Annotated in this window: 15 protein-coding genes; 6 read left to right on the forward strand and 9 right to left on the reverse strand. The window is 68.5% G+C overall.

Features of this window, described 5'->3' with window-relative positions; translation table 11 throughout:
• Nucleotides 1–3 precede the first annotated feature (3 nt).
• Nucleotides 4–1,539 carry an exopolyphosphatase gene (gene ppx, locus EV678_RS04280; RefSeq protein ID WP_130458622.1) on the reverse strand — a complete coding sequence of 512 codons (1,536 nt, stop codon included), beginning with the start codon at nucleotides 1,537–1,539 and terminating at the stop codon, nucleotides 4–6.
• A gap of 231 nt (nucleotides 1,540–1,770) precedes the next feature.
• Here ppx and ppk1 point away from each other — a divergent pair, with 231 nt between their 5' ends.
• Nucleotides 1,771–3,879 carry a polyphosphate kinase 1 gene (ppk1, locus tag EV678_RS04285; RefSeq protein ID WP_130458623.1) on the forward strand — a complete coding sequence of 703 codons (2,109 nt, stop codon included), beginning with the start codon at nucleotides 1,771–1,773 and terminating at the stop codon, nucleotides 3,877–3,879.
• 232 nt (nucleotides 3,880–4,111) lie between these two features.
• A complete protein-coding gene (locus EV678_RS04290) occupies nucleotides 4,112–4,678 on the forward strand; it encodes an NADPH-dependent FMN reductase (RefSeq protein ID WP_130458624.1) in 567 nt (188 codons plus the stop codon).
• An 89-nt stretch (nucleotides 4,679–4,767) separates the two neighbouring features.
• On the opposite strand, the gene EV678_RS04295 is transcribed toward EV678_RS04290, so the two are convergent.
• Entirely contained in the window at nucleotides 4,768–6,990 is a 2,223-nt protein-coding gene (locus EV678_RS04295) for a RelA/SpoT family protein (protein ID WP_130458625.1), read from the reverse strand.
• A gap of 184 nt (nucleotides 6,991–7,174) precedes the next feature.
• Between EV678_RS04295 and EV678_RS04300 the strand changes: the two genes are divergently transcribed.
• A complete protein-coding gene (locus tag EV678_RS04300; protein WP_014237837.1) occupies nucleotides 7,175–8,101 on the forward strand; it encodes a DMT family transporter in 927 nt (308 codons plus the stop codon).
• The gene (locus EV678_RS04305) at nucleotides 8,101–8,901 is read left to right on the forward strand and encodes a M90 family metallopeptidase (protein WP_130458626.1); all 801 of its coding nucleotides are present in this window, start codon (nucleotides 8,101–8,103) and stop codon (nucleotides 8,899–8,901) included. Before EV678_RS04300 ends, EV678_RS04305 begins: the two co-directional genes overlap by 1 nt.
• On the opposite strand, the gene EV678_RS04310 is transcribed toward EV678_RS04305, so the two are convergent.
• The 4 genes from EV678_RS04310 to EV678_RS04325 all read right to left on the reverse strand — a co-directional run bounded on the left by EV678_RS04310 (nucleotide 8,871) and on the right by EV678_RS04325 (nucleotide 12,219).
• Complete coding sequence (locus EV678_RS04310) at nucleotides 8,871–9,644, reverse strand: alpha/beta fold hydrolase (protein WP_130458627.1); 774 nt, start codon at nucleotides 9,642–9,644, stop codon at nucleotides 8,871–8,873. The two genes, EV678_RS04305 and EV678_RS04310, sit on opposite strands and share 31 nt — an antisense overlap.
• A gap of 1 nt (nucleotide 9,645) precedes the next feature.
• The gene (locus EV678_RS04315) at nucleotides 9,646–10,551 is read right to left on the reverse strand and encodes an alpha/beta fold hydrolase (protein ID WP_014237840.1); all 906 of its coding nucleotides are present in this window, start codon (nucleotides 10,549–10,551) and stop codon (nucleotides 9,646–9,648) included.
• A gap of 67 nt (nucleotides 10,552–10,618) precedes the next feature.
• On the reverse strand, nucleotides 10,619–11,656 hold the full coding sequence (locus EV678_RS04320) for a potassium channel family protein (protein ID WP_130458628.1): 1,038 nt from the start codon (nucleotides 11,654–11,656) through the stop codon (nucleotides 10,619–10,621).
• Nucleotides 11,653–12,219: a DUF2062 domain-containing protein gene (locus EV678_RS04325; RefSeq protein WP_130459271.1), complete on the reverse strand. Its 567-nt coding sequence runs from the start codon at nucleotides 12,217–12,219 to the stop codon at nucleotides 11,653–11,655. Before EV678_RS04325 ends, EV678_RS04320 begins: the two co-directional genes overlap by 4 nt.
• Before the next feature lie 76 nt (nucleotides 12,220–12,295).
• Between EV678_RS04325 and EV678_RS04330 the strand changes: the two genes are divergently transcribed.
• Nucleotides 12,296–14,776 carry a DNA internalization-related competence protein ComEC/Rec2 gene (locus EV678_RS04330; protein WP_130458629.1) on the forward strand — a complete coding sequence of 827 codons (2,481 nt, stop codon included), beginning with the start codon at nucleotides 12,296–12,298 and terminating at the stop codon, nucleotides 14,774–14,776.
• A 32-nt stretch (nucleotides 14,777–14,808) separates the two neighbouring features.
• On the opposite strand, the gene EV678_RS04335 is transcribed toward EV678_RS04330, so the two are convergent.
• The 3 genes from EV678_RS04335 to EV678_RS04345 all read right to left on the reverse strand — a co-directional run bounded on the left by EV678_RS04335 (nucleotide 14,809) and on the right by EV678_RS04345 (nucleotide 18,927).
• Nucleotides 14,809–16,830, reverse strand: a complete 2,022-nt coding sequence (locus tag EV678_RS04335; protein ID WP_130458630.1) for a methyl-accepting chemotaxis protein — start codon at nucleotides 16,828–16,830, stop codon at nucleotides 14,809–14,811.
• A 101-nt stretch (nucleotides 16,831–16,931) separates the two neighbouring features.
• Complete coding sequence (gene lolD / locus EV678_RS04340; protein WP_130458631.1) at nucleotides 16,932–17,645, reverse strand: lipoprotein-releasing ABC transporter ATP-binding protein LolD; 714 nt, start codon at nucleotides 17,643–17,645, stop codon at nucleotides 16,932–16,934.
• Between the two features lie 40 nt (nucleotides 17,646–17,685).
• Nucleotides 17,686–18,927 carry a lipoprotein-releasing ABC transporter permease subunit gene (locus tag EV678_RS04345; protein ID WP_130459272.1) on the reverse strand — a complete coding sequence of 414 codons (1,242 nt, stop codon included), beginning with the start codon at nucleotides 18,925–18,927 and terminating at the stop codon, nucleotides 17,686–17,688.
• Nucleotides 18,928–19,161: 234 nt separating this feature from the next.
• Here EV678_RS04345 and EV678_RS04350 point away from each other — a divergent pair, with 234 nt between their 5' ends.
• A complete protein-coding gene (locus EV678_RS04350; RefSeq protein WP_130458632.1) occupies nucleotides 19,162–20,235 on the forward strand; it encodes a hypothetical protein in 1,074 nt (357 codons plus the stop codon).
• Nucleotides 20,236–20,256: the final 21 nt, after the last annotated feature.

Here is a 20,256-nt window from a genome sequence, read left to right on the forward strand (position 1 = left end):
GCTTCAGGCCGCCTGCCTGCCGCCGCCCTTGGCGGCGTTGAGGCGCTTCAGGCGGAATTCCAGGCCGGCCCGCTGCCAGGCCTGGATTTCTTCGGCGAAGGCCGCCGCCGTCAGGGGATTGGCGGCCAGCCAGTCTGCCGGCAGTTCCAGGGTGGCGCCCTTGTCGCCCATGGCGATGCTGTAGGGCGGCCGCCCCTGGTCGCTGCGGGAGCGGTGGAAGAGTACGGCCAGGCGCAGGGAGAGGATCAGCAGCCAGTTCACGTCGCCCTTGGGCAGCACAGCCACCTTGTCCAGCTTGCCCCGGTGCCCCAGCACCAGCATGGCCAGGCGGGCCTGGTCCTTCTTGGAGAAGCCGGGCATGTCGGCGAAGGTGAGGATGTAGGCGCCGTGCTTGTGGTAGCCGTTGTGGGCGATGGAAATGCCGATCTCGTGCAGCTTGGCGGCCCAGCGCAGGAAATGCTCCGCATTGTCCCGGTCCGTGCTGTCGCCGCCGCAGCCGCCCGCATCCAGGTGGCTGAAGATTTCCCCGGCGGTCTGCTCCACCCGCTGGGCCTGCCACAGATCCACCTGGTAGCGGCGCATGAAGCTGGCCACGGTGGCGTCGCGCATGTCGTGGTGGTGGAAGCGGCCCAGCAGGTCGTAGAGCACCCCCAGGCGCAGGGCGCCGTCACCGTAGGTCATGTGCTCCAGCTGCAGGGTCTCGAAGATGGCGCCCATGATGGCGATGCCGCCGGAAAGCACCGGCGTGCGGTCGTTGCGCAGGCCTTCCAGGGGCATGGCCTCGGCGGAGCCGGCCTTGAGCAGGATGGCGCGCAGCTTCTGCAGGCCCTCCCGGGTGATGCCGGCGACGCCGCCCGGATTGAGGTTGTTCAGCTCCAGCACGTCGGCGATGGCCCGGGCCGTGCCGGAGGAGCCGACTGCCTCGTTCCAGCCCAGGCGCTGGTAGTCGTGGGCAATGGTCTGGATTTCCTTGCCCGCCGCCACTTCGGCTTCCCGCAGGCGCTTCTTGTCCACCTTGCCGTCGGGGAAGAAGCGCACCGTGTAGCTGACGCAGCCCATGTACAGGGATTCCAGCAGCAGGGGCTCGGCGCCGCGGCCGATGATGAATTCGGTGGAGCCGCCGCCGATGTCGAAGACCAGGCGCTTGTGCTCCGCCGGCGGCAGGGAATGGGCGGCACCGATGTAGATCAGGCGTGCCTCTTCGCGGCCGGCGATGATTTCGATGGGGAAGCCCAGGGCCTCCTCCAGCCGGGGCAGCAGTTCGGGAGCGTTCTTCGCCACCCGCAGGGTGTTGGTGGCCACCACCCGCACGGCGTCGGGGGCGAAACCCCGCAGGCGCTCGCCGAACAGGCGCAGGGCGGCGATGGCCCGATCCTGGGCGGCTTCGTTGAGGTATTTGTCGGGGGACAGGCCGGAAGCGAGCCGGACCGGCTCCTTGAGGGAATCCAGGGGATAGATCTGGTCGTCCACCACCCGCCCGACCTGCAGGCGGAAGCTGTTGGAGCCCAGATCGACGGCGGCAATCAATTCATAGCGCATGCAGCGGGCAGCCTTTTCAGTGGCTCTTGTTCTGTCGGAGAGCCGTCATTCTAGCACCCGCAATGTGGGCGTCTCGTGACAGCGACCCGGAGCGCCCCGCACGGCACCAACCGTGGGAAAGGGCGCATACTGGTCGTTTGCGGTCATATTCCCTTAACATTAACGTAACAAAATGGCGTTTGTCCGTAATCCGGCAATCACGCCACTCCCCTGCCCCGCGCCACCGCCGCCATGAACCTGAACCGATCCCACATCTACCGCCGCTTCCCCCCGGAAAATTTCATCAACCGGGAACTGGGCCTGCTGGCCTTCAACCGCCGCGTCTTCGCCCAGGCCCAGGACGTCTCCATGCCGCTGCTGGAGCGCCTGCGCTACCTGTGCATCGTCTCCTCCAACCTGGACGAGTTCTTCGAGATCCGGGTCGCCGGCCTCAAGGAGCAGCTCAAGCTCGGCTCCAACACCCGCACCACCGACGGCAAGACGCCCCAGGAGGTGTACCGCCAGGTATCCGCCGAAGCCCACCGCCTGATGCACGAGCAGTACGAGCTGCTCAACGCCGACGTGCTGCCGGCCCTGGAAAAGGAGGGTATCCAGTTCCTGCGCCGCACCCGCTGGACCGACGCCCAGCGCGAATGGGTGCGGGACTACTTCTTCCGCGAAGTGATGCCGGTGCTCACCCCCATCGGCCTGGACCCTTCCCACCCCTTCCCCCGGGTGCTCAACAAGAGCCTCAACTTCGCCGTGGAACTGGAGGGGCGCGACGCCTTCGGCCGCAACTCCGGCGCTGCCATCGTCCAGGCGCCCCGGGTGCTGCCCCGGGTCATCCGCCTGCCCCAGGAACTGAGCGAGGGCGAATACAGCTTCGTCTTCCTCTCCTCCATCCTCCATGCCTTCGTCGGCGAGCTGTTCGCCGGCATGAACGTGCTCGGCTGCTACCAGTTCCGCGTCACCCGCAATTCCGACCTGTTCGTGGACGAGGAAGAGGTGAAGAACCTGCGCACCAAGATCCAGGGCGAACTGCCGCAACGCCACTTCGGCGACGCGGTGCGCCTGGAGGTGGCGGACAACTGCTCGCCCACCATGAGCGAATTCCTCCTCGGCCAGTTCAACCTCTCGGAAAGCGACCTGTACCGGGTCAACGGCCCGGTGAACCTGGTGCGCCTGATGCAGATTCCCGACCAGGTGGACCGGCCCGACCTGAAGTTCGCCCCCTTCCCCCCGGGCATGCCCAAGACCCTGGAGAAGCGCACCAGCATCTTCGCCAGCATCCGCAAGAACGACATCCTGCTGCACCACCCCTACCAGAGCTTCACCCCGGTGATCGACCTGCTCAACCAGGCAGCCACGGACCCGGCGGTGGTGGCCATCAAGATGACCGTGTACCGCACCGGCACCGACTCGGTGCTGATGGAGTCCCTCATCCGCGCCGCCGAGAACGGCAAGGAAGTGACCGCCGTGGTGGAACTGATGGCCCGCTTCGACGAGGAGGCCAACATCAACTGGGCCACCAAGCTGGAAGAGGTGGGGGCCCACGTGGTGTACGGCGTGGTCGGCCACAAGACCCACGCCAAGATGATCATGATCGTGCGCCGGGAGGAGGATAAGTCCGGCCAGAGCCGCCTGCGCCGCTACGTGCACCTGGGCACCGGCAACTACCATCCGCGCACCGCCCGCCTGTACACCGACTTCGGCCTGCTCACCGCCGACGAGGAAATGGGCGCCGACGTGAACGAGGTCTTCAAGCAGCTCACCGGCCTGGGCCGGGCCCAGGCCCTGCACCACCTGTGGCAGGCGCCCTTCACCCTGCACTCCAACATCATCGCCGCCATCCGCCAGGAGACGGAGAACGCCAAGGCCGGCCTGCCCGCCACCATCATCGCCAAGATGAACTCCCTGCTGGAGCCGGAAACCATCATGGCCCTCTACGAAGCCTCCCAGGCCGGGGTCAAGATCGACCTCGTGGTGCGCGGCGTCTGCGCCCTGCGCCCCGGGGTGCCGGGGCTGTCGGAGAACATCCGGGTGCGCTCCATCATCGGCCGCTTCCTGGAGCACCACCGCATCTTCTACTTCCACGCCGGCGGCGCCGAGAACGTCTATCTCTCCTCCGCCGACTGGATGGAGCGCAACTTCTTCCGCCGCATCGAGCTGTGCTTCCCGGTGCTGGACCCGAAGCTGAAAAAGCGGGTCATCAGCGAAGGCCTGCGTCCCTATCTGGTGGACAACCAGCAGGCCTGGGAGATGGACGGTTCCAGCGGCACCTACACGCGCAAGAAGAACGCCCGGGCCAAGCCCCGCTGCGCCCAGAGCGAACTGCTGCACGGGCTTTCCAGCGGGGTCTGAGCCGTCACACCACCCCTGCCAGGAAGTAGAAGGGACGCCACTTTCCAGCCACTGCCGGCCGGTAACGGCGTCCCTTCTGCCTTCCAGGGCAGCACCATGGAGCGACGCTGCGCCATCTTTTCCCGTTCCGGACTTGCGCTGCCGCGCCGGGGGAACGAAGCTGTGACTTTCCTTGCCTCACCCTGGGCAAACGCCCCATCCACCGTTGCACCGAACTCAAGGAGAAGAGCAAATGAGCACCGCCACTCCGCTGCGCCTCGTCACCCTGGTCGGCAGCCTGCGCCAGGCTTCCTATAACCGCATGGTCGCCAACACCCTGCCGGAACTGGCCCCGGCCGGCGTCGGCATCAACACCCTGCCCGCCCTGCACGACATTCCCCTCTACGACGGCGACGTCGAGGCCAAGGGCATTCCCCCGGCCGTGACTGCCCTGGCCGAAGCCATCCGGACCGCCGACGGCCTCATCATCGTCACCCCCGAATACAACTACTCCGTGCCCGGAGTGCTGAAGAACGCCATCGACTGGCTCTCCCGGGTGCCCAACCAGCCCTTCGCCGGCAAGCCCGTGCTGCTGCAGTCAGCCTCCATGGGCCCCTTCGGCGGCGCCCGGGCCCAGTACCACCTGCGCCAGGTGCTGATCTATCTCAACCCGCGGGTCTTCAACGTGCCCGAGGTGATGGTGGGCGGCGTGCAGAACAAGGTGGATGCCGCCGCCGGCAAGCTCAACGACGCCAGCACCCGGGACCACATCGCCGGCCAGCTGGCCAGATTCGCCGACTTCATCCGCGCCGGCGCCTGAGCGGGCAGTCGGCGGCACCAACGAAAACGCCCTCCGAGGAGGGCGTTTTTTCTTGCCGCCGGGACGAGCGGCCGGGGGATTGGCGGACGTCAGCCGCGCCGCGCCCCCACCACGCCCTGGACCTCGTGGATCAGCTTCAGGGTACGGGTCAGCTGGGGCAGGTTGAGAATTTCCACGGTGAAGCCCATGTGGGCCTGGCCCTGCTTGGAGAGGGTCTGCACGCCGATGACGTTGATCTTCTCCCGGGCGAAGACGTCGGAGATGTCCCGCAGCAGGCCCTGGCGGTCGTGGGCGTCCACCGTGATGTCCACCGGGAAGATGCCGTGGGGATGGCCGCCCCACTCGGTCTCGATCACCCGCTCCGGGTGCAGGGCCTGGAGGTTGGCAAAGTCCGGGCAGTCGGCCCGGTGGATGGAGACGCCCTTGCCCCGGGTGACGAAGCCCTGGATCGGGTCCGGCGGCGCCGGCTTGCAGCAGCGGGCCAGCTGGGTCAATAGCTTGTCCACGCCGACGATGAGAATGCCCCGGTCGCCGGCGCCCTCCCCTTCGGCCGGCTTGGGCCGGCGCACCGGCATGGGCTCGGCACCCCGCTCGTCCACCGGCGGCTCGGTGCCACGCACGGCAGCCTGGAACAGGCGCAGATTGAGTTCGTTGCGGGCGGCGGCGATGTAGAGATCGTCCGCCTTGGCGTAGCCCAGCTTGCCCGCCAGTTCTTCGAGGTTGGTGCCGCCGCCGCCGACCCGCTGGATTTCCTTGGCCACGATGCCCCGGCCTTCGGCCAGGGATTCTTCCAGGGCCAGGTTGGAGAACCAGGCCCGGGCCTTGGTCCGTGCCGTCTTGGTGGCGATGTAGCCGAGGGAGGGATTGAGCCAGTCCCGGGAGGGGCCGCCCTGCTTGGCGGCGACGATCTCCACCCGCTGCCCGGTCTTCAGGGCCGTGTCCAGGGGCACCAGGGCCCCGTCCACCTTGGCGCCGCGGCAGCGGTGGCCCAGGTCGGTGTGCAGGCGGTAGGCGAAGTCCACCGGGGTGGCGCCCTGCGGCAGGTCCACCACCTTGCCCTGGGGCGTCATGACGTAGATGGTCTCGTCCAGGGCGGCCTGCTTGTAGTGGTTCACCCAGTCGGAGGAGTCGGAGACTTCGTCCTTCCAGGTCAGCAGCTGGCGCAGCCAGGCGATCTTGTCGTCGTAGTTGTCCTCGGAGCTGTGCTTGGTGCCTTCCTTGTAGCGCCAGTGGGCGGCCACGCCCAGCTCGGCGTGGCGGTGCATTTCCCAGGTGCGGATCTGCACTTCCAGGCTGCGCCCGTCGGGGCAGCGCACGGCGGTGTGCAGGGAGCGGTAGTTGTTGCCCTTGGGATTGGAGATGTAGTCGTCGAATTCCTTGGGGATCGGCGTCCAGATGTTGTGCACGATGCCCAGCACCGTGTAGCAGTCCTTGACCTCGTCCACGATGACGCGCAGGGCCCGGATGTCGTAAACCTCGGAGAAATCCACGCCCTTCTTGCGCATCTTGTTCCAGATGGAATAGATGTGCTTGGGCCGGCCGTAGATTTCCGCCTTGTGGATGCCCACCGCCGCCAGTTCGGACTTGACCCGGTCCACCGCGTCAATGATGAACTGCTCCCGCTCCAGACGCTTCTCGTCGAGCATCTTGGCGATTTTCTTGTAGGTGTCCGGGTGGATGAAGCGGAAGGAGAGGTCCTCCAGCTCCCACTTCAGCTCCCACACCCCCAGGCGGTTGGCCAGGGGCGAATACAGTTCCAGGGTTTCCCGGGCCACGTGCACCCGCAGGTCGTCCGGCTCGGCGGCGTAGTAGCGCAGGGTCTGGGTACGGGAGGCGAGGCGCAGCAGCACCACCCGGATGTCTTCCACCATGGCCAGGAACATCTTGCGCAGGACTTCCACCTGGGCCTTCATTTCCTGGGGATTCTGGGTGGTGTCGGCGACGAAGCCGCGGGAGATGGGGCGCAGCCGGTTGAGGCGGGAGATGCCGCCCACCAGGTGGGCGACGCCGCCGCCGAAGCGTTCGTTGAGGGTTTCCAGGCCCTTCTCGTCGTAGGTGGCCACGGCGAAGAGCAGGGCCGCAGCGCGGGAGTCCGCGTCCAGCTTCAGGCCGGCGATGATGAGGGCCATCCCCAGGGCGTGGGAGAGGATGCCCTCGCCGCTGCCCAGGGTGTTGTCGCCATAGGCGTCACGGGCGAAGAGGGCCGCCTCCCGGATAAAGGCCGTCTCGTTTTCGGAGAGACCATCGGTGAGGGTCAGGAGGGACTGTTCGAAGTCGCTCTGGGCGGCGACGGAATGGACGACGGAAACCATGGCGCGGATTATACGCCCCTGGCGGCAAATACGCCGGGACCCGCGCCGGGCCGCCTCCCGGGGCCGGCAGTGCCGCCAACCCAGGCCCGCCGCGGCCCCGGGCACTGGCCCGCCGTTGGGGCATAATCCACGCTCCAGCCAAAGACAAAGGCCGCGCCCCCAGGTAGCGGCCGGACAGAGAGACATGAACCCCAACACACCCCTTTACCGGCATCCCTACCTGCTGCTGACCCTGACCGCCCTCTTCTGGTCCGGCAACATGGTCCTGGGCCGCGGCATCCGCGCCGACGTGCCGCCCATCGCCCTGGCTTTCTGGCGCTGGGTCATCGCCCTGGCCCTGATCGCGCCCCTGGCCCTGCCCCACCTGAAGGAACAGTGGCCCCTGCTGAAAAAGGGCTGGAAGCCGGTGCTGCTGCTGGGCATCCTCGGCGTCGGCTGCTACAACACCTTCGCCTACGTGGCCCTGCAGTACACCGCCGCCACCAACGCGGTGCTGCTCAACTCCTTCATTCCCATCGTCACCATCGCCCTCTCCTGGCTGTTCCTGGGCAAGCGCCTCAAACCCATCGAAGCGGTGGGCGTGGCCATTTCCTTCCTCGGCGCCACCACCATCATCGCCCGGGGCGACCTGGCGGTGCTGCTGGGCCTTTCCCTCAACCTGGGGGACGTGTGGATGCTGGGGGCAGTGCTGACCTGGGCCATCTACACCGTAGGTCTGCAGTGGCGCCCGGCCGGGGTGCATCCCATGCTCATGCTGGGCGCCCTGACCCTGGTGGGGGTGCTGGCCCTGGCGCCCATCTACGCCCACGAGCTGGGGGCCTTCGGCGGCCCGGCCCGGCACATCAACCTGCACTGGGGCTCCCTGGCCGGCATCGCCTACGTCGGCGTCCTGCCCAGCTTCGTCGGCTACATCTTCTACAACCGGGGCGTGGCCGAGGTGGGGGCCAACAAGGCCAGCCTCTTCATCCACCTCATGCCGGTCTTCGGCACCCTGCTCTCCGCCCTCTTCCTGGGCGAACTGCCCCACCTCTACCACTTCGTCGGCATCGGCCTCATTTTCAGCGGCATCTACCTGACCATGGCCCGCCTGCCCCGTCTCAAGGGCGCCTGATGGGCTGGCTCGACCGACTGCTGGGACGCCGCCGGCCCCGCCCCATTCCGCCGCCCCTGTGGCAGCAGACCGTGGCCCGCCTGCCCTTTCTGCAATGGCTTCCGGCGGCGGACCTGGCGCGCCTGCAGAGCCTCAGCGAAGCCTTCCTGGCGGCCAAGCAGTTTTCCGGCGCCGCCGGCCTGGAGGTGGACGATGCCATGGGCGTGCACATCGCCGCCCAGGGCTGCCTGCCCATCCTCAACCTGGGCCTGGAGTGGTACGACGACTGGGTCGAGATCATCGTCTATCCGGACGAGTTCGTGGTGCCCCGCCAGGAGATGGACCCGGACGGGGTGGTGCACGAATACGACGAGGTGGCGGCGGGCCAGGCCTGGGACGGCGGCCCCCTGATTCTCTCCTGGCAGGACAGCCAGATGGCGGGGGACGGCTACAACGTGGTGATCCACGAATTCGCCCACAAGCTGGACATGATCAACGGCGCCCCGGACGGCCTGCCGCCCCTGCATCCGGGCATGGACCGGGAAGCCTGGGTGGCCGCCCTGGACGGGGCCTACGACGATTTCCTGGCCCGGGTGGAGCGGGCCGAAGCCAGGGGCGAAGAAGCCCTCGAGCAGTTGCCCATCGACCCCTACGGCGCCGAGCATCCGGGGGAGTTCTTCGCCGTGGTTTCGGAGAGCTTCTTCGAACAGCCCCAGGTAGTCGCCGCCGAGTATCCGGCCCTCTACGCCCAGCTGGCCCTGTTCTACCGCCAGGATCCCCTGGCCCGGGCTCAGGCCGCCGGTTCCAGCCGCTCCAGGTAGCGCACCAGGGCCTCCAGCACCGCCTCCGGCTGGTCCCGGTGGGGCGAGTGGCGGCAGTCCGCCAGTTCCAGCAGTTCCACCTCCGCCGGCACCTGCTCGGCGATGACCTCGATCTGGCGCAGGGTGGCGTATTCGTCGTCCTTGCCCTGGATGGCCAGCACCGGCACCCGGATGCCCGACAGGTAGGACTCGATGTTCCAGTCGCGGAACTGGGGCGAGAGCCAGGTATCGTGCCAGTCGTGGAAGACCCGGAAGGCATCCCGGTGGTAGCGCCCCAGGCGGGAGGGCCAGTCGGTCTGGCGCCACGCTTCGCCGGCCTGGCGGATGCCGGCCAGGGCCTCCTCCTCCACCCAGGCGTGGGGCGCCAGCACCACCAGGCCGGAGACGGCCTCGGGATAGGTGCCGGCGTGGATCAGGGCGATGGAGCCGCCGTCGGAATGGCCCACCAGCACGGGCCGTTCGATGTCCAGGGCGGCCAGGGTGGCGGGCAGCATCTCCAGAGCCTCGTCGTGCATGTAGCGGGGCGTGCGCGGTGACGGCGCCGGGTCCGAATCGCCGTAGCCCTGGCGGGAAAAGACCAGGGTGCGGCAGCCCGTGGCCTGGGCCACCTTGTGCGGGAAGTCGCGCCAGAAGCCGACGCAGCCCAGGCCCTCGTGCAGGAACACCAGGGTCGGGCGATAGATCTGGTGGGCGCTGATCAGCTCGTATTCCAGCTCGCGCCCGAGCACATTCACTTTGGCCACATCAGGCTCCCAGCAGGAATTCCCGGACCACCGCCACCTGGGCCGGGTCCTGGAACATGGGGGCGTGGCCGACGCCGGGGATTTCCCGGGTCCACGCCTGGGGACCGCGCCGGGCCATCTCGGCCAGGGCCTCCCGGGGCAGCAGGTCCGACTCGGCGCCGCGGATGACCAGGGTCGGACAGCGGATGGCGTCGTAGTAGGGCCACAGGATGACATCCTGGTGCATGACGAAGCCGAGCTGGAAGGCCTCGGCGATGGCCGGGTCGTAACGCATCTCCCACTGGCCGTCGTCGGCCTGGCGCACGCTAGTCTCGGTCAGGTGGCGCCATTGGGCATCCGTCAGCGAGCCGAAGGGGGCCGAGACCTGGCGGATGAACTGCTCCGCCGCCTCCAGGCTGGGGAAGCGGGGCGCCTTGCCCACGTATTCGCCGATGCGGCGCAGGGATTCGTTGGTGATCACCGGCCCCACGTCGTTGAGGATGAGACGGGTGATGGGGCTGCGCTCCATGGCGGCGATGCACATGCCGATGAGGCCGCCCATGGAGGTGCCGAGCCAGTGCACTTCGGCCACGTCGAGGCGGGCGATGAGGCTCACCATGTCCGCCACGTACTGGGGAAAACCGTAGCCGGACGCCTTTTTCAGCCAGTCGCTGCGGCCCCGGCCGACCACGTCCGGGCACACCACCCGGTAGTGCCGGCTCAGCTGGCGGGCGAGGAAATCGAAGTCGCGGCCGTTGCGGGTGAGGCCGTGCACGCACACCAGGACCCGGGGATTGGCGGGATCGCCCCACTGGGTATAGGCCATGCGGTGCAGGCCGGAGCCGTCCAGGGCGGCGCAGAGCACCCGCTTCTCGACCATGGCCGGCGCGGGGGAAAACAGGCGGCGCAGACTGTTGCAGATATTCATGGGCCTCGTCTCCTGGCAGAGGGTATGGCCCAAAGTCTAGCACTCCCGCGGGGGAGCGCCCCGCCGCCTAGCCGATCATTTCCAGCAGGGAGGCTTCCAGCTCCTGTCGCCCCAGGGCCGAGGCCATGGCGACGATGACGTAGCCGGGCTTCAGTTCGTAGTCCTTGGGCGGGTTGAAGACCCAGTCCAGCTTTTCCCGCACCGCCAGCAAGACGTACTCGTTGCTGCGCAGCTTCAGGTTGCCCAGGGGCGTCGGCGGGAAATGGCCGGGCACCGCCACCTCTTCCACCCGCAGCCGCTTTTCCGACTTCAGCATCTCGTCGAGGAAGGAGACCACGTGGGGCCGCACCATGAGGGAGGCCAGGCGCATGCCGCCGGTCAGGTCCGGGGAGAAGATGGCGTCGGCGCCGGCCTTCTTCATCTTCTCCACGTTGCGCGACTCCTGGCAGCGGGCCACCACCCGGATGGCCGGATTGAGCTGCTTCACCGTGATGGTGATCATCAGGTTGCGCGAATCGTCGCCGGTGACGGCGAAGACGCCCCGGGCCGATTCCAGCCCGGCGCCCAGCAGCACGTCGTCGTCGGAGGCGTCGCCGTGCAGGTAGAGCAGGCCCGGGCTTTTTTCCCGCTGGGCCTCCAGTCCTTCCAGGTTTTCCTCGATGGCGACGAAGTGCCGGTTGGTGGCTTCCAGCTCCCGCGCCACGTTGCGGCCCACCCGTCCGAAACCGCAGACGATGTAATGGCCGGTGAGCTTCTTGATCATCTTTTCCATGCGCCGTCTCCGCAGCGTGCCGTTGAGATCCGATTCCACCAGGGTCACCGTGACCGTGGAGAAGAGAAAGGACAGGGTGCCTGCCCCGAGAATGCCGATGAACACCGTGAACATCCGGGCCGCCGGATTCTGGGTCATCTCGATGATTTCGCCGTAGCCGATGGTGGCCACGGTGATGAAGGTCATGTAGAAGCAGTCGAACCAGGTGTAGCGCCCCCCGGTCAGCAGGTGGTAACCGAAGGTGCCGATGACATGCACGGCCACCAGCATGATCAGGGCTCCATAGAGGTAACGCTGGACCTGGAGCGGCTGATTGCTGGTGCTGGCACTCATGGGGATGGATTCGGGGGCGGCGGCGGTGGTTGGCGATAGCGGCGGCGGCGCCATGCGTAGAGCAGGTATGCGCGCCATGCCGTACGGACAATACCATATCCCGCCAGGGCCAGCAGCAGGCCCAGGCACACCAGGCCTAGGGCCAGGGGCTCGCCCAGGGCCAGCAGCCAGTCGCCCAGGGCGCCGATCCAGGCCAGCATGCCCCCATCCCCCGGCTCCGGCGGCGCCACGAAGGCGCCTCCTTCCCGCAGCAGCACCAGCCGGCCAAGATGGTAGGCGACGAAGTAGAGCGGCACGATGGTCAGGGGATTGGTGTACAGGGTGGTCACCAGGGCCAGGGGCAGATTGACCCGGAACAGGGTGGCCAGGATGGCCGCCCCCAGCATCTGGAAGGGCCCGGGAATGAGGCCGCAGAAAAGGCCCACGGCCACGCCGCCGGCGGCGGAATGGCGGTTCAGGTGCCACAGGCGGGGATGCAGCAGGGTGCCGGCAAAGGGCGCCAGCCAGCGGTTGCCGATCAGGGCCTGGTGGTCGGGCAGAAAACGCTTCAGATGTTTGCGCACCATGGATTCATTCTACTGCGCCGGCCCCCGGACGGCCCAGGGCCAGCCCGGGGGCGAAAGTGGCTATGCTATTGCCATGAACTGGCCCCTCTATTCCTTCGCCCTGGGCATCGTCATGCTGCAACAGCAGCCGGCCCTGCCGCCCTGGCCCTGGCTGCCCCTGGGGGCGGCGGCGGCCCTCGGGCTGCTGGCACTGGGACGGCGGCCCGGCGCCCTGCCCCGCCTGGGAACAATCCTGCTGGCCGCGGCCCTGGGTTTCCTGTGGGCCGGCTGGCGGGCCGAGACCCGCCTTGCCGAACGGCTGGCGCCGGCCCTGGAAGGGCAGGATCTGCAGCTGCAGGGCCGCATCGCCGCCCTGCCCCAGGACTTTGGCCGGGGCCAGCGCTTCGAGTTCGCCGTGGCGCCCGGGGCCGGAGTGAGCCTGCCGCCGACCCTCCTGCTCTCCTGGTACGACCGGCCGGAAACGCCCCGGCCGCGCCTGGAGCCGGGCCAGGAATGGCAGCTGACGGTGCGCCTGAAGCGCCCCCACGGCCACGCCAACGGCGCCGGCTTCGACTACGAGGCCTGGCTCCTGGAACGGGGCATCGGCGCCACCGGCTATGTGCGCGAAGCTGCGGACAACCGCCTGCTGGGCCGCAGCGACGGCTTCTTCAGCCGCATTGAGCGGCTGCGCCAGGCGGTGCGGGAGGACTTCCAGGCCCGCCTGCCGGAAGCCGACTATCCCTACGCCGGCATCCTCACCGCCCTGGCGGTGGGGGACCAGAAGGCCATTCCCGGCGACCAGTGGAAGGTCTTCGCCGGCACCGGCACCACCCACCTGATGAGCATTTCCGGGCTCCACGTGACCATGATGGCGGCCCTTGCCGCCGCCCTGGCCGGCGGCCTGTGGCGCCGCTCGCCAGCCCTCATGGCGCGCTGGCCGGCCCAGCGGGCGGCGCTCCTGGCCGGCTGGCTGGCGGCAGCCGGCTACACCTTGCTGGCCGGTGCCGGGGTGCCGGCCCTGCGCACCCTGGCCATGCTCGGCGCCGCCGCCCTGGCCCTGGCCAGCGGCCGCCGGGTGGCGCCCGGCAACGTCCTCGCCTTCGCCCTGCTGGCGGTGCTGCTGCTGGACCCCTGGGCCGTCCTGGCGCCGGGCTTCTGGCTGTCCTTCGTCGCCGTCGGTGCCCTGCTGCTGGCCGCCCGCCCCCTGGCGGAGGAGCCGCCACGCCAGTCCTGGCGCCGCCGCCTGGGGCGGCACCTGGAACACTGGAGCCTGACCCAGTGGGTCGCCACCCTGGGCACCCTGCCTCTGCTGCTGCTCTTCTTCCAGCAGTTCTCCCTGGTCTCGCCCCTGGCCAACGCCCTCGCCATTCCCCTGGTCAGCCTGGCGGTGACGCCCCTGGCCCTGGCGGCGGCCCTGCTGCCCCTGCCCGGGCTGGCTGCCGCTGCCCACGCCCTGCTGCACGGACTGATGCTCTGCCTGCAGTGGCTGGCGGCCCTGCCCGGGGCCCTGTGGACGCCGCCGGCGCCCACCCTGCCGGCCCTGTTCCTGGCCGCCCTCGGCTGCGTCTGTGTGCTCCTGCCCCGGGGCTTTCCCGGCCGCTGGCTGGGGCTGCTGATGCTGCTGCCCCTGCTGACCACGCCCCAGCCCCGGCCGCCGCCGGGCCAGGCCTGGGTGACCCTGCTCGACGTGGGCCAGGGGCTGGCAGTGGCGGTGCGCACGCAAAAGCACACCCTTCTTTACGACGCCGGGCCTTACTACAGCCCGGAATCGGATGCGGGGGAGCGGCTGGTGCTGCCCTGGCTGCGGTCCGTCGGCGTGGATCGGCTCGACACCCTGGTGGTGACCCACCGGGACTGGGACCACTCCGGCGGCGCCCGCTCGGTGCTGGAAAGCCTGCCGGTGACGCTGCTGCTCGATTCCCTGCCCCCGGCGTCCCCCGAGGCCAGGGACCTGCAGCCCCTGGCCCAGGAACGGCGGGCCTGCGCCGAGGGGCAAGGCTGGGAATGGGACGGGGTGCGCTTCTCCATGCTGCATCCGCCAGCAGGCAGGGTGGATGCGCCCCAGGGCAGGAGCAACCACCAGAGCTGCGTCCTGCTGGTGCAAGCGGAGGGGCAACGGCTGCTGCTCACCGCCGACATCGAGGCCGCCGACGAAGCCTGGCTGCTGGCCCGTCACCGTGCGGAACTGGCGAGCCAGGTGTTACTGGTGCCCCACCACGGCAGCCGCAGCTCATCCACGGCGCCCTTCGTCGCCGCCATCGGCGCCCGGGAGGTGCTGTATCCGGTGGGCTACCGCAACCGCTTCGGCCATCCCCGGCAGGAGGTCGTGCAGCGCTATGCCGCCAGCGGCGCCCGGGCCTGGCGCACGGACCGGGACGGGGCCATCGGCCTGGTCCTGGGCGCAGCCACGGCCAACGGCAAGCCGGAACTCTGGGCCGAACGGCAGCGCCGGCCCCGCTACTGGTACGACCGCTACGCCTGGAAGGAGAGCGGCCAGGGTGGGCCGGACGAAGAAGAGAACGGTAACGACGGCAAGGCCCCGGCACCAACGACAACGGCCCCGCAGGGCCGTTGAAGAAGGCGGGCCGGCAGGCCGGCGGGGCAGGATCAGCCGGCCTGGAAGCGGGCCGCCTCGGTCTGCAGGGCCTCGGCCAGTTGCTCCAGCTGCCCGGCGGTATTGGCGTTTTCGCTGACGGCGGCGCTGTTCTCCTCCGCCATCTGGGCGATGCGCTCCACGTTCTTGGCGATCTCGGTGCTGGCGGCGCTCTGTTCCCGCAGGGAGGAGGAAATGTCGCTCACCATGTCCACCACCTGCTGGGCCCCGGCCTGGATCTGGCCCATGGCGTCGCCGGCCTCCCGGGCCAGTTCGACGCCCTGGGAAACCCGCTCGACACCGTGCTTCATGCTGACCACGGCCTCCTGGGTGCCGCCCTGGATGGCGGCCACCATGTCGGTGATCTCCTGGGTGGAATGGGCGGTGCGTTCGGCCAGCTTGCGCACCTCGTCGGCCACCACGGCGAAGCCCCGACCTGCCTCGCCGGCCCGGGCCGCCTCGATGGCGGCATTGAGGGCCAGCAGGTTGGTCTGGTCGGCGATTTCCTTGATGACGCCGACGATGGTGGAAATCTTCTCCGAATGCTGGCCCAGGTCCTCCACGATGCAGGCGGACTGGTTCACGGCGCTGGCGATCTGCTCGATCTCCTGCACCACGTTGCCGACGATCTGGGCGCCCCGGGCCGACAGGTCGCCGGACTGGGACGAAAGGGCGTGGGCGTCCTGGGCGTTCTTGCTGATGTGGTCCACGCCCACGGTCATCTGCTCGATGGCGGCCGCCATGGAGGAGGCGGCCTCGCTCTGCTGCTGGGTGGACAGGGTGATCTGCTCGCTGGCGTCGGCCATGCTGCGGGCCGAGGCGGAGAGCTGGTTCACGCTCTGCTGTACGCTGGTGGTGAGGCTGGCGAAAGCGCCGGCCACCTCGTTGAAGCTGCCGGCCACCTGCTGCAGTTCATCCTTGGACTGGAGCTGGATGCGGGCCGTCAGGTCGCCCTGGGCGATGCGGTGGGCGCTGGCGGAAAAGCCGGTGATGCAGGAAACGATGGCCAGGTAGGCGCCGGCGGAAAGGTAGATGAAGACCAGCACCATCACCAGGGACAGGCCCAGGTTGAGCAGCAGGCCCCGTTCGGCCTTGGCCTTGCGCTCGCCGATGAGCTGCTTGGCGGTGGGCAGCAGGGTGTCGTATAGCTGGGCGTAGCCCTTGTCGATGACGGCGGTGGACTGCTTGAAGAAGTCGCCGGAATCGGTGACGAACATGCCGGCGATGATGTCCTGGTTCACGATATTCACCAGTCCGCTCACCGCCTCGTTGAGATCCTTGGAGGAAGTACCCAGGGTGTCGCGGATGGCCGGGTTGTGGCGGGCCGTCTTCTGCAGGTTCACATTGAGGGCAGCCAGGGTGTCGGAAACCTGGGCCATGAGGATGCCGATATCGACCCGCTGGTGATCGTTGATGCTCTTCTTGGCCAGGATGCCGGTGCCCTTGGCCCGGGTCTGGCCGAGACGCTCCAGCATGGAGGGCAGCTTGACCACGGCGGTTTCCAGCAGATAGTAGGAATCCATGTTGGGGTCGATGGTGAGGCCGCTCTCGTCGGCCACGTCCACCTTCAGCTGCAGGATGGCGGCGATCAGCCGGGTGTGGGCCGCAAAGCTCTCCGTGGCGGTCCAGGAAAGGCCGTCGGCGGCAATCAGGTTCCACTCCTCGTTGATCTTCTTCCACTCTTCGGAAGCGGCAACGGAGGCCGGCAGGATCGGACCCAGGCCCTGCAGGGCGGTCTTCACTTCGCCGGTCTTGGCCTCTCTCTTGGGCAGCAGGCTGGCGTCGCCATTGATGACGCCGGAGGAGAGGCCCCGGTGTTGCTGGGCCGCCTGCACCAGGCGGTCCATGGGCACGATCACCTCCAGGGCCGCCAGTTCGTCGTTGGCCAGGTGGATCTGGCTCTGCAACTGGCGCGACAGATTGACGAAGAGCACGGCGATGGCGATCAGGGCCACCAGGCCGATGAGGGCGAATTTCTTCGGATAGGTCAGCCGATGCATCAAGGCAATGGCCGGTGCAAACAGGATTTGCATCATTTTTTTAGGCTCCAGGTTGAACAGCGTCTTGCGGTCTGCGCCGCCTTTCTCCCTCGGGTCTTTTTTTAGTATTTGCTACGGGCAATGCCAAAACAGGTCGCTTACCGGGGCTCCTCCAGGAACATGCCGTCGGCCAGGTGCACCGTGCGGTCGGCCCGGGCCGCCAGGGCCGGATCGTGGGTGACGATGACGAAGGCGGTGCCCTGCTCCCGGCTCACTTCCAGCATCAGGTCGAACACCTGCTCCGCCGTATGACGGTCCAGGTTGCCCGTCGGTTCATCGGCCAGCACGCAGGCCGGGCGGGTCACCAGGGCCCGGGCGATGGCCGCCCGCTGCCGCTCGCCGCCGGACAGTTCCGACGGCAGGTGGTGCAGGCGATGGCCCAGCCCGACTTTCTGCAGCATGGCCTCGGCCTGGCTTTCCGCCTCGGCCCGGGGCAGGCGGCGGATGAGCAGGGGCATGGCCACGTTCTCCAGGGCCGTGAATTCCGCCAGCAGGTGGTGGAACTGGTACACGAAGCCCAGGTAGCGGTTGCGCCACTCGCCCCGGGCCGCCTCGGACAGGCTGAAGGGATCGGCGCCCTTGAGCCTCACCGTGCCGGCGGTGGGCCGGTCCAGCCCGCCCAAGAGGTGCAGCAGGGTGCTCTTGCCCGAGCCGGAGGAACCCACCACCGCCAGGCGCTCGCCGGGCTGCAGGGAAAGGTCGATGCGGGTCAGCACCGGCACTTCCAGGTCGCCCTGGCGATAGACCTTGGACAGGCCCTGGCAGGCCAGTACGGCCGCATCGCTGGCCGTATCGCCGGCCCTATTCTCCATCGCACTTTCCGCTACTGCTGCCGCACTTGCCATCGCTGCCTCATTCATAACGCAGGGCCTCCGCCGGATTGACGCGGGAAGCGCGCCAGCTCGGGTAGAGGGTTGCCGCCAGGGCCAGCACGAAGGCGATGGCGGTGATACCGGTGACGTCGCCCCACTGCAGTTCCGACGGCAGCTGGGAGATGTAATACACGTCCTTGGCCAGGAACTGGGTGCCCAGCACCCGCTCGATGAAGGGCACCACCACGTCGATGTTCAGGGCCAGGGCGACGCCGCCGACCACCCCCAGACCCAGGCCGATGACGCCGATGAGGGCGCCCTGGACCACGAAGACCGCCATGATGCTGCGGGGGCTGGCCCCCAGGGTGCGCAGGATGGCGATGTCCGCCTGCTTGTCGGTGACGGCCATGACCAGGGTGGAGACGATGTTGAATGCTGCCACGGCCACAATCAGGGAAAGAATGATGAACATCATGTTTTTCTCGATTTGCACGGCGCGAAAGAAGTTGGCGTGGCTGCGGGTCCAGTCGGAGATGTAGGCATCCTCCTGGATCAGGGGCACCAGTTCCCGGGCCACCCGGGGAGCGCGGAACAGGTCGTCCAGTTTCAGGCGCACGCCGGAGACGCCGTCGCCCAGGCGGTACAGCAGCTGGGCGTCGCTCATGTCGATGAGGGCCAGGCCCGAGTCGTATTCATACATGCCGGCCTCGAAGATGCCGACCACGGTGAAGGAGCGCAGCCGGGGCACCACCCCGGCCGGGGTCACGGTGCCCTGGGGCGCGATCAGGGTCACCTTGTCCTCCAGGGTGACGCCCATGGCATTGGCCAGGTCGCTGCCGAGGACGATGCCGAAACCGCCGGGCTGCAGGTTCTCCAGCTTGCCCGCCTTCATGAAGCGGCCAAAGTCCGCCACCTTGTCCTCCAGCTCGGGAATGACGCCCCGCACCAGGGTGCCGCGCACCGTCTCGTCCCGGGAGAGCATGGCCTGGGCCTGGACGAAGGGCGCCGCCGCCTTCACTTCCGGATGCTGCAGGGTCTGCCGCCCCACCTCCAGCCAGTTGTGCAGCTCGCCGTTGATGGCGGTGACCTGGATGTGGGAAGCCACCCCCAGGATGCGGGTGCGCAGTTCCTTCTGGAAGCCGTTCATCACCGACAGCACCACGATCAGGGCCGCCACGCCGAGGGCGATGCCGGCCATGGAAATGAGGGAAATGAAGGAGATGAAATGGTTGCGGCGCTTGGCCCGGGTATAACGCAGGCCGACCAGGAGTTCGTAGGGCAGTTTCATGCCGAGGGGAGGCCCGCGGGAACGGGCTGAAAAGCAAAGGCGCTATGCTACACTTTTGCCCGCTTTTGGCCACTTGCGGCAATACGCAGCGGGCAGGTGCCGGCGGCCCCGGACCCGGCTCAAAGGCTGGCCGCAGCTCCCGGACCAGCACCAAATGTCGCCTCGATCGGCCCCGCCGCATTCTCCTTGTTTTCCCCCATATTCTTCTTTTCCAGCCAGGCTTTGCCCATGCGCCTCACCCTCCTCGTTCCCGAACTGCTGTGGCCCGAACCGGAAGACGACCTGGCCTGGCAGGCCCTGGATTGCCCGGCCCTGGACACCCTGCTGCAACGGAGCGAACTGCAGCGCCGCCCGGCCCTGGCCGCCGAGGCCCAGGCGGCCCGCTGGCTGGGACCGACACCGCAACCCCTGGGCGCCCTGCGCCTGCTGGGAGAGGACGGTGCCGCCCTGGCACCGGACGCAGGCGTCTGGCTCTGTGCCGACCCCATCCACCTGCGCCTGCACCAGGAAGAGATCATCGTCGCCGACAGCCGGGAACTGGACCTGGAAGCCGCCGAAGTCGAAACCCTGGCCGCCAGCCTCAACGCCCACTATGCGGGCGAGGCCAGCTTCCACCCGGTGACGGCCAGCCGCTGGTATGTGCGCCTGGAGACGCCCTGGGCGGCCGAACTGCCCGGGGACACCTTGCCGCCCCTTTCCGCCGCCGCCGGCCGCCGCCTCAACCTGCCGACCCCGGCGGACCTGCCGTCGCGCCGCCTGCTGGCCCTGATGAACGAAATCCAGATGCTGCTGCACAGCCACCCGGTGAACGAAGCCCGGGGCGAACGGGGCCTGCCCGCCGTGAACGGCCTCTGGCTGTGGGGCGCCGGCAGCCTGGGGCCGGCGGCAGCGGCCCCGGAGGCAGGCGCCATCTGGAGCAACCAGCCCCTGCCCCGGGGACTGGCCCGGGCCGCCGGTCTGCAGCACCACCCCCTCCCCGCCTCCGCCCACTCCCTGTTGCAGGCCGGGCCGGCTGAAGAACGCCATCTGGTGTGCCTCGACGACCTGCTGCAGGCGGCCCAGGACCAGGATGCCCAGGCCTGGCGCGACGCCCTGGCAGACCTGGAAAACCGCTGGTTCGCTCCCCTCAAGACAGCCCTGGCCAGGGGGCGCCTCAGCCAGCTGGAAGTGGTGGCCGGCACCAGCTACGGCGACCTCACCTGGCAGGCGAGCCCGCGCCAGATCAAGGGCGGCCTCTTTTCCTTCCTCGCCGGCAAGCCCGAAGCCCTGCAGCAGCTGGCCCGCCGCCTGGCCGCCGCCTAGGCCCCGACCGCCCCCAATTTC

It is taken from the genome of Azospira oryzae (genome assembly GCF_004217225.1).
Classification (GTDB): domain Bacteria; phylum Pseudomonadota; class Gammaproteobacteria; order Burkholderiales; family Rhodocyclaceae; genus Azospira; species Azospira oryzae.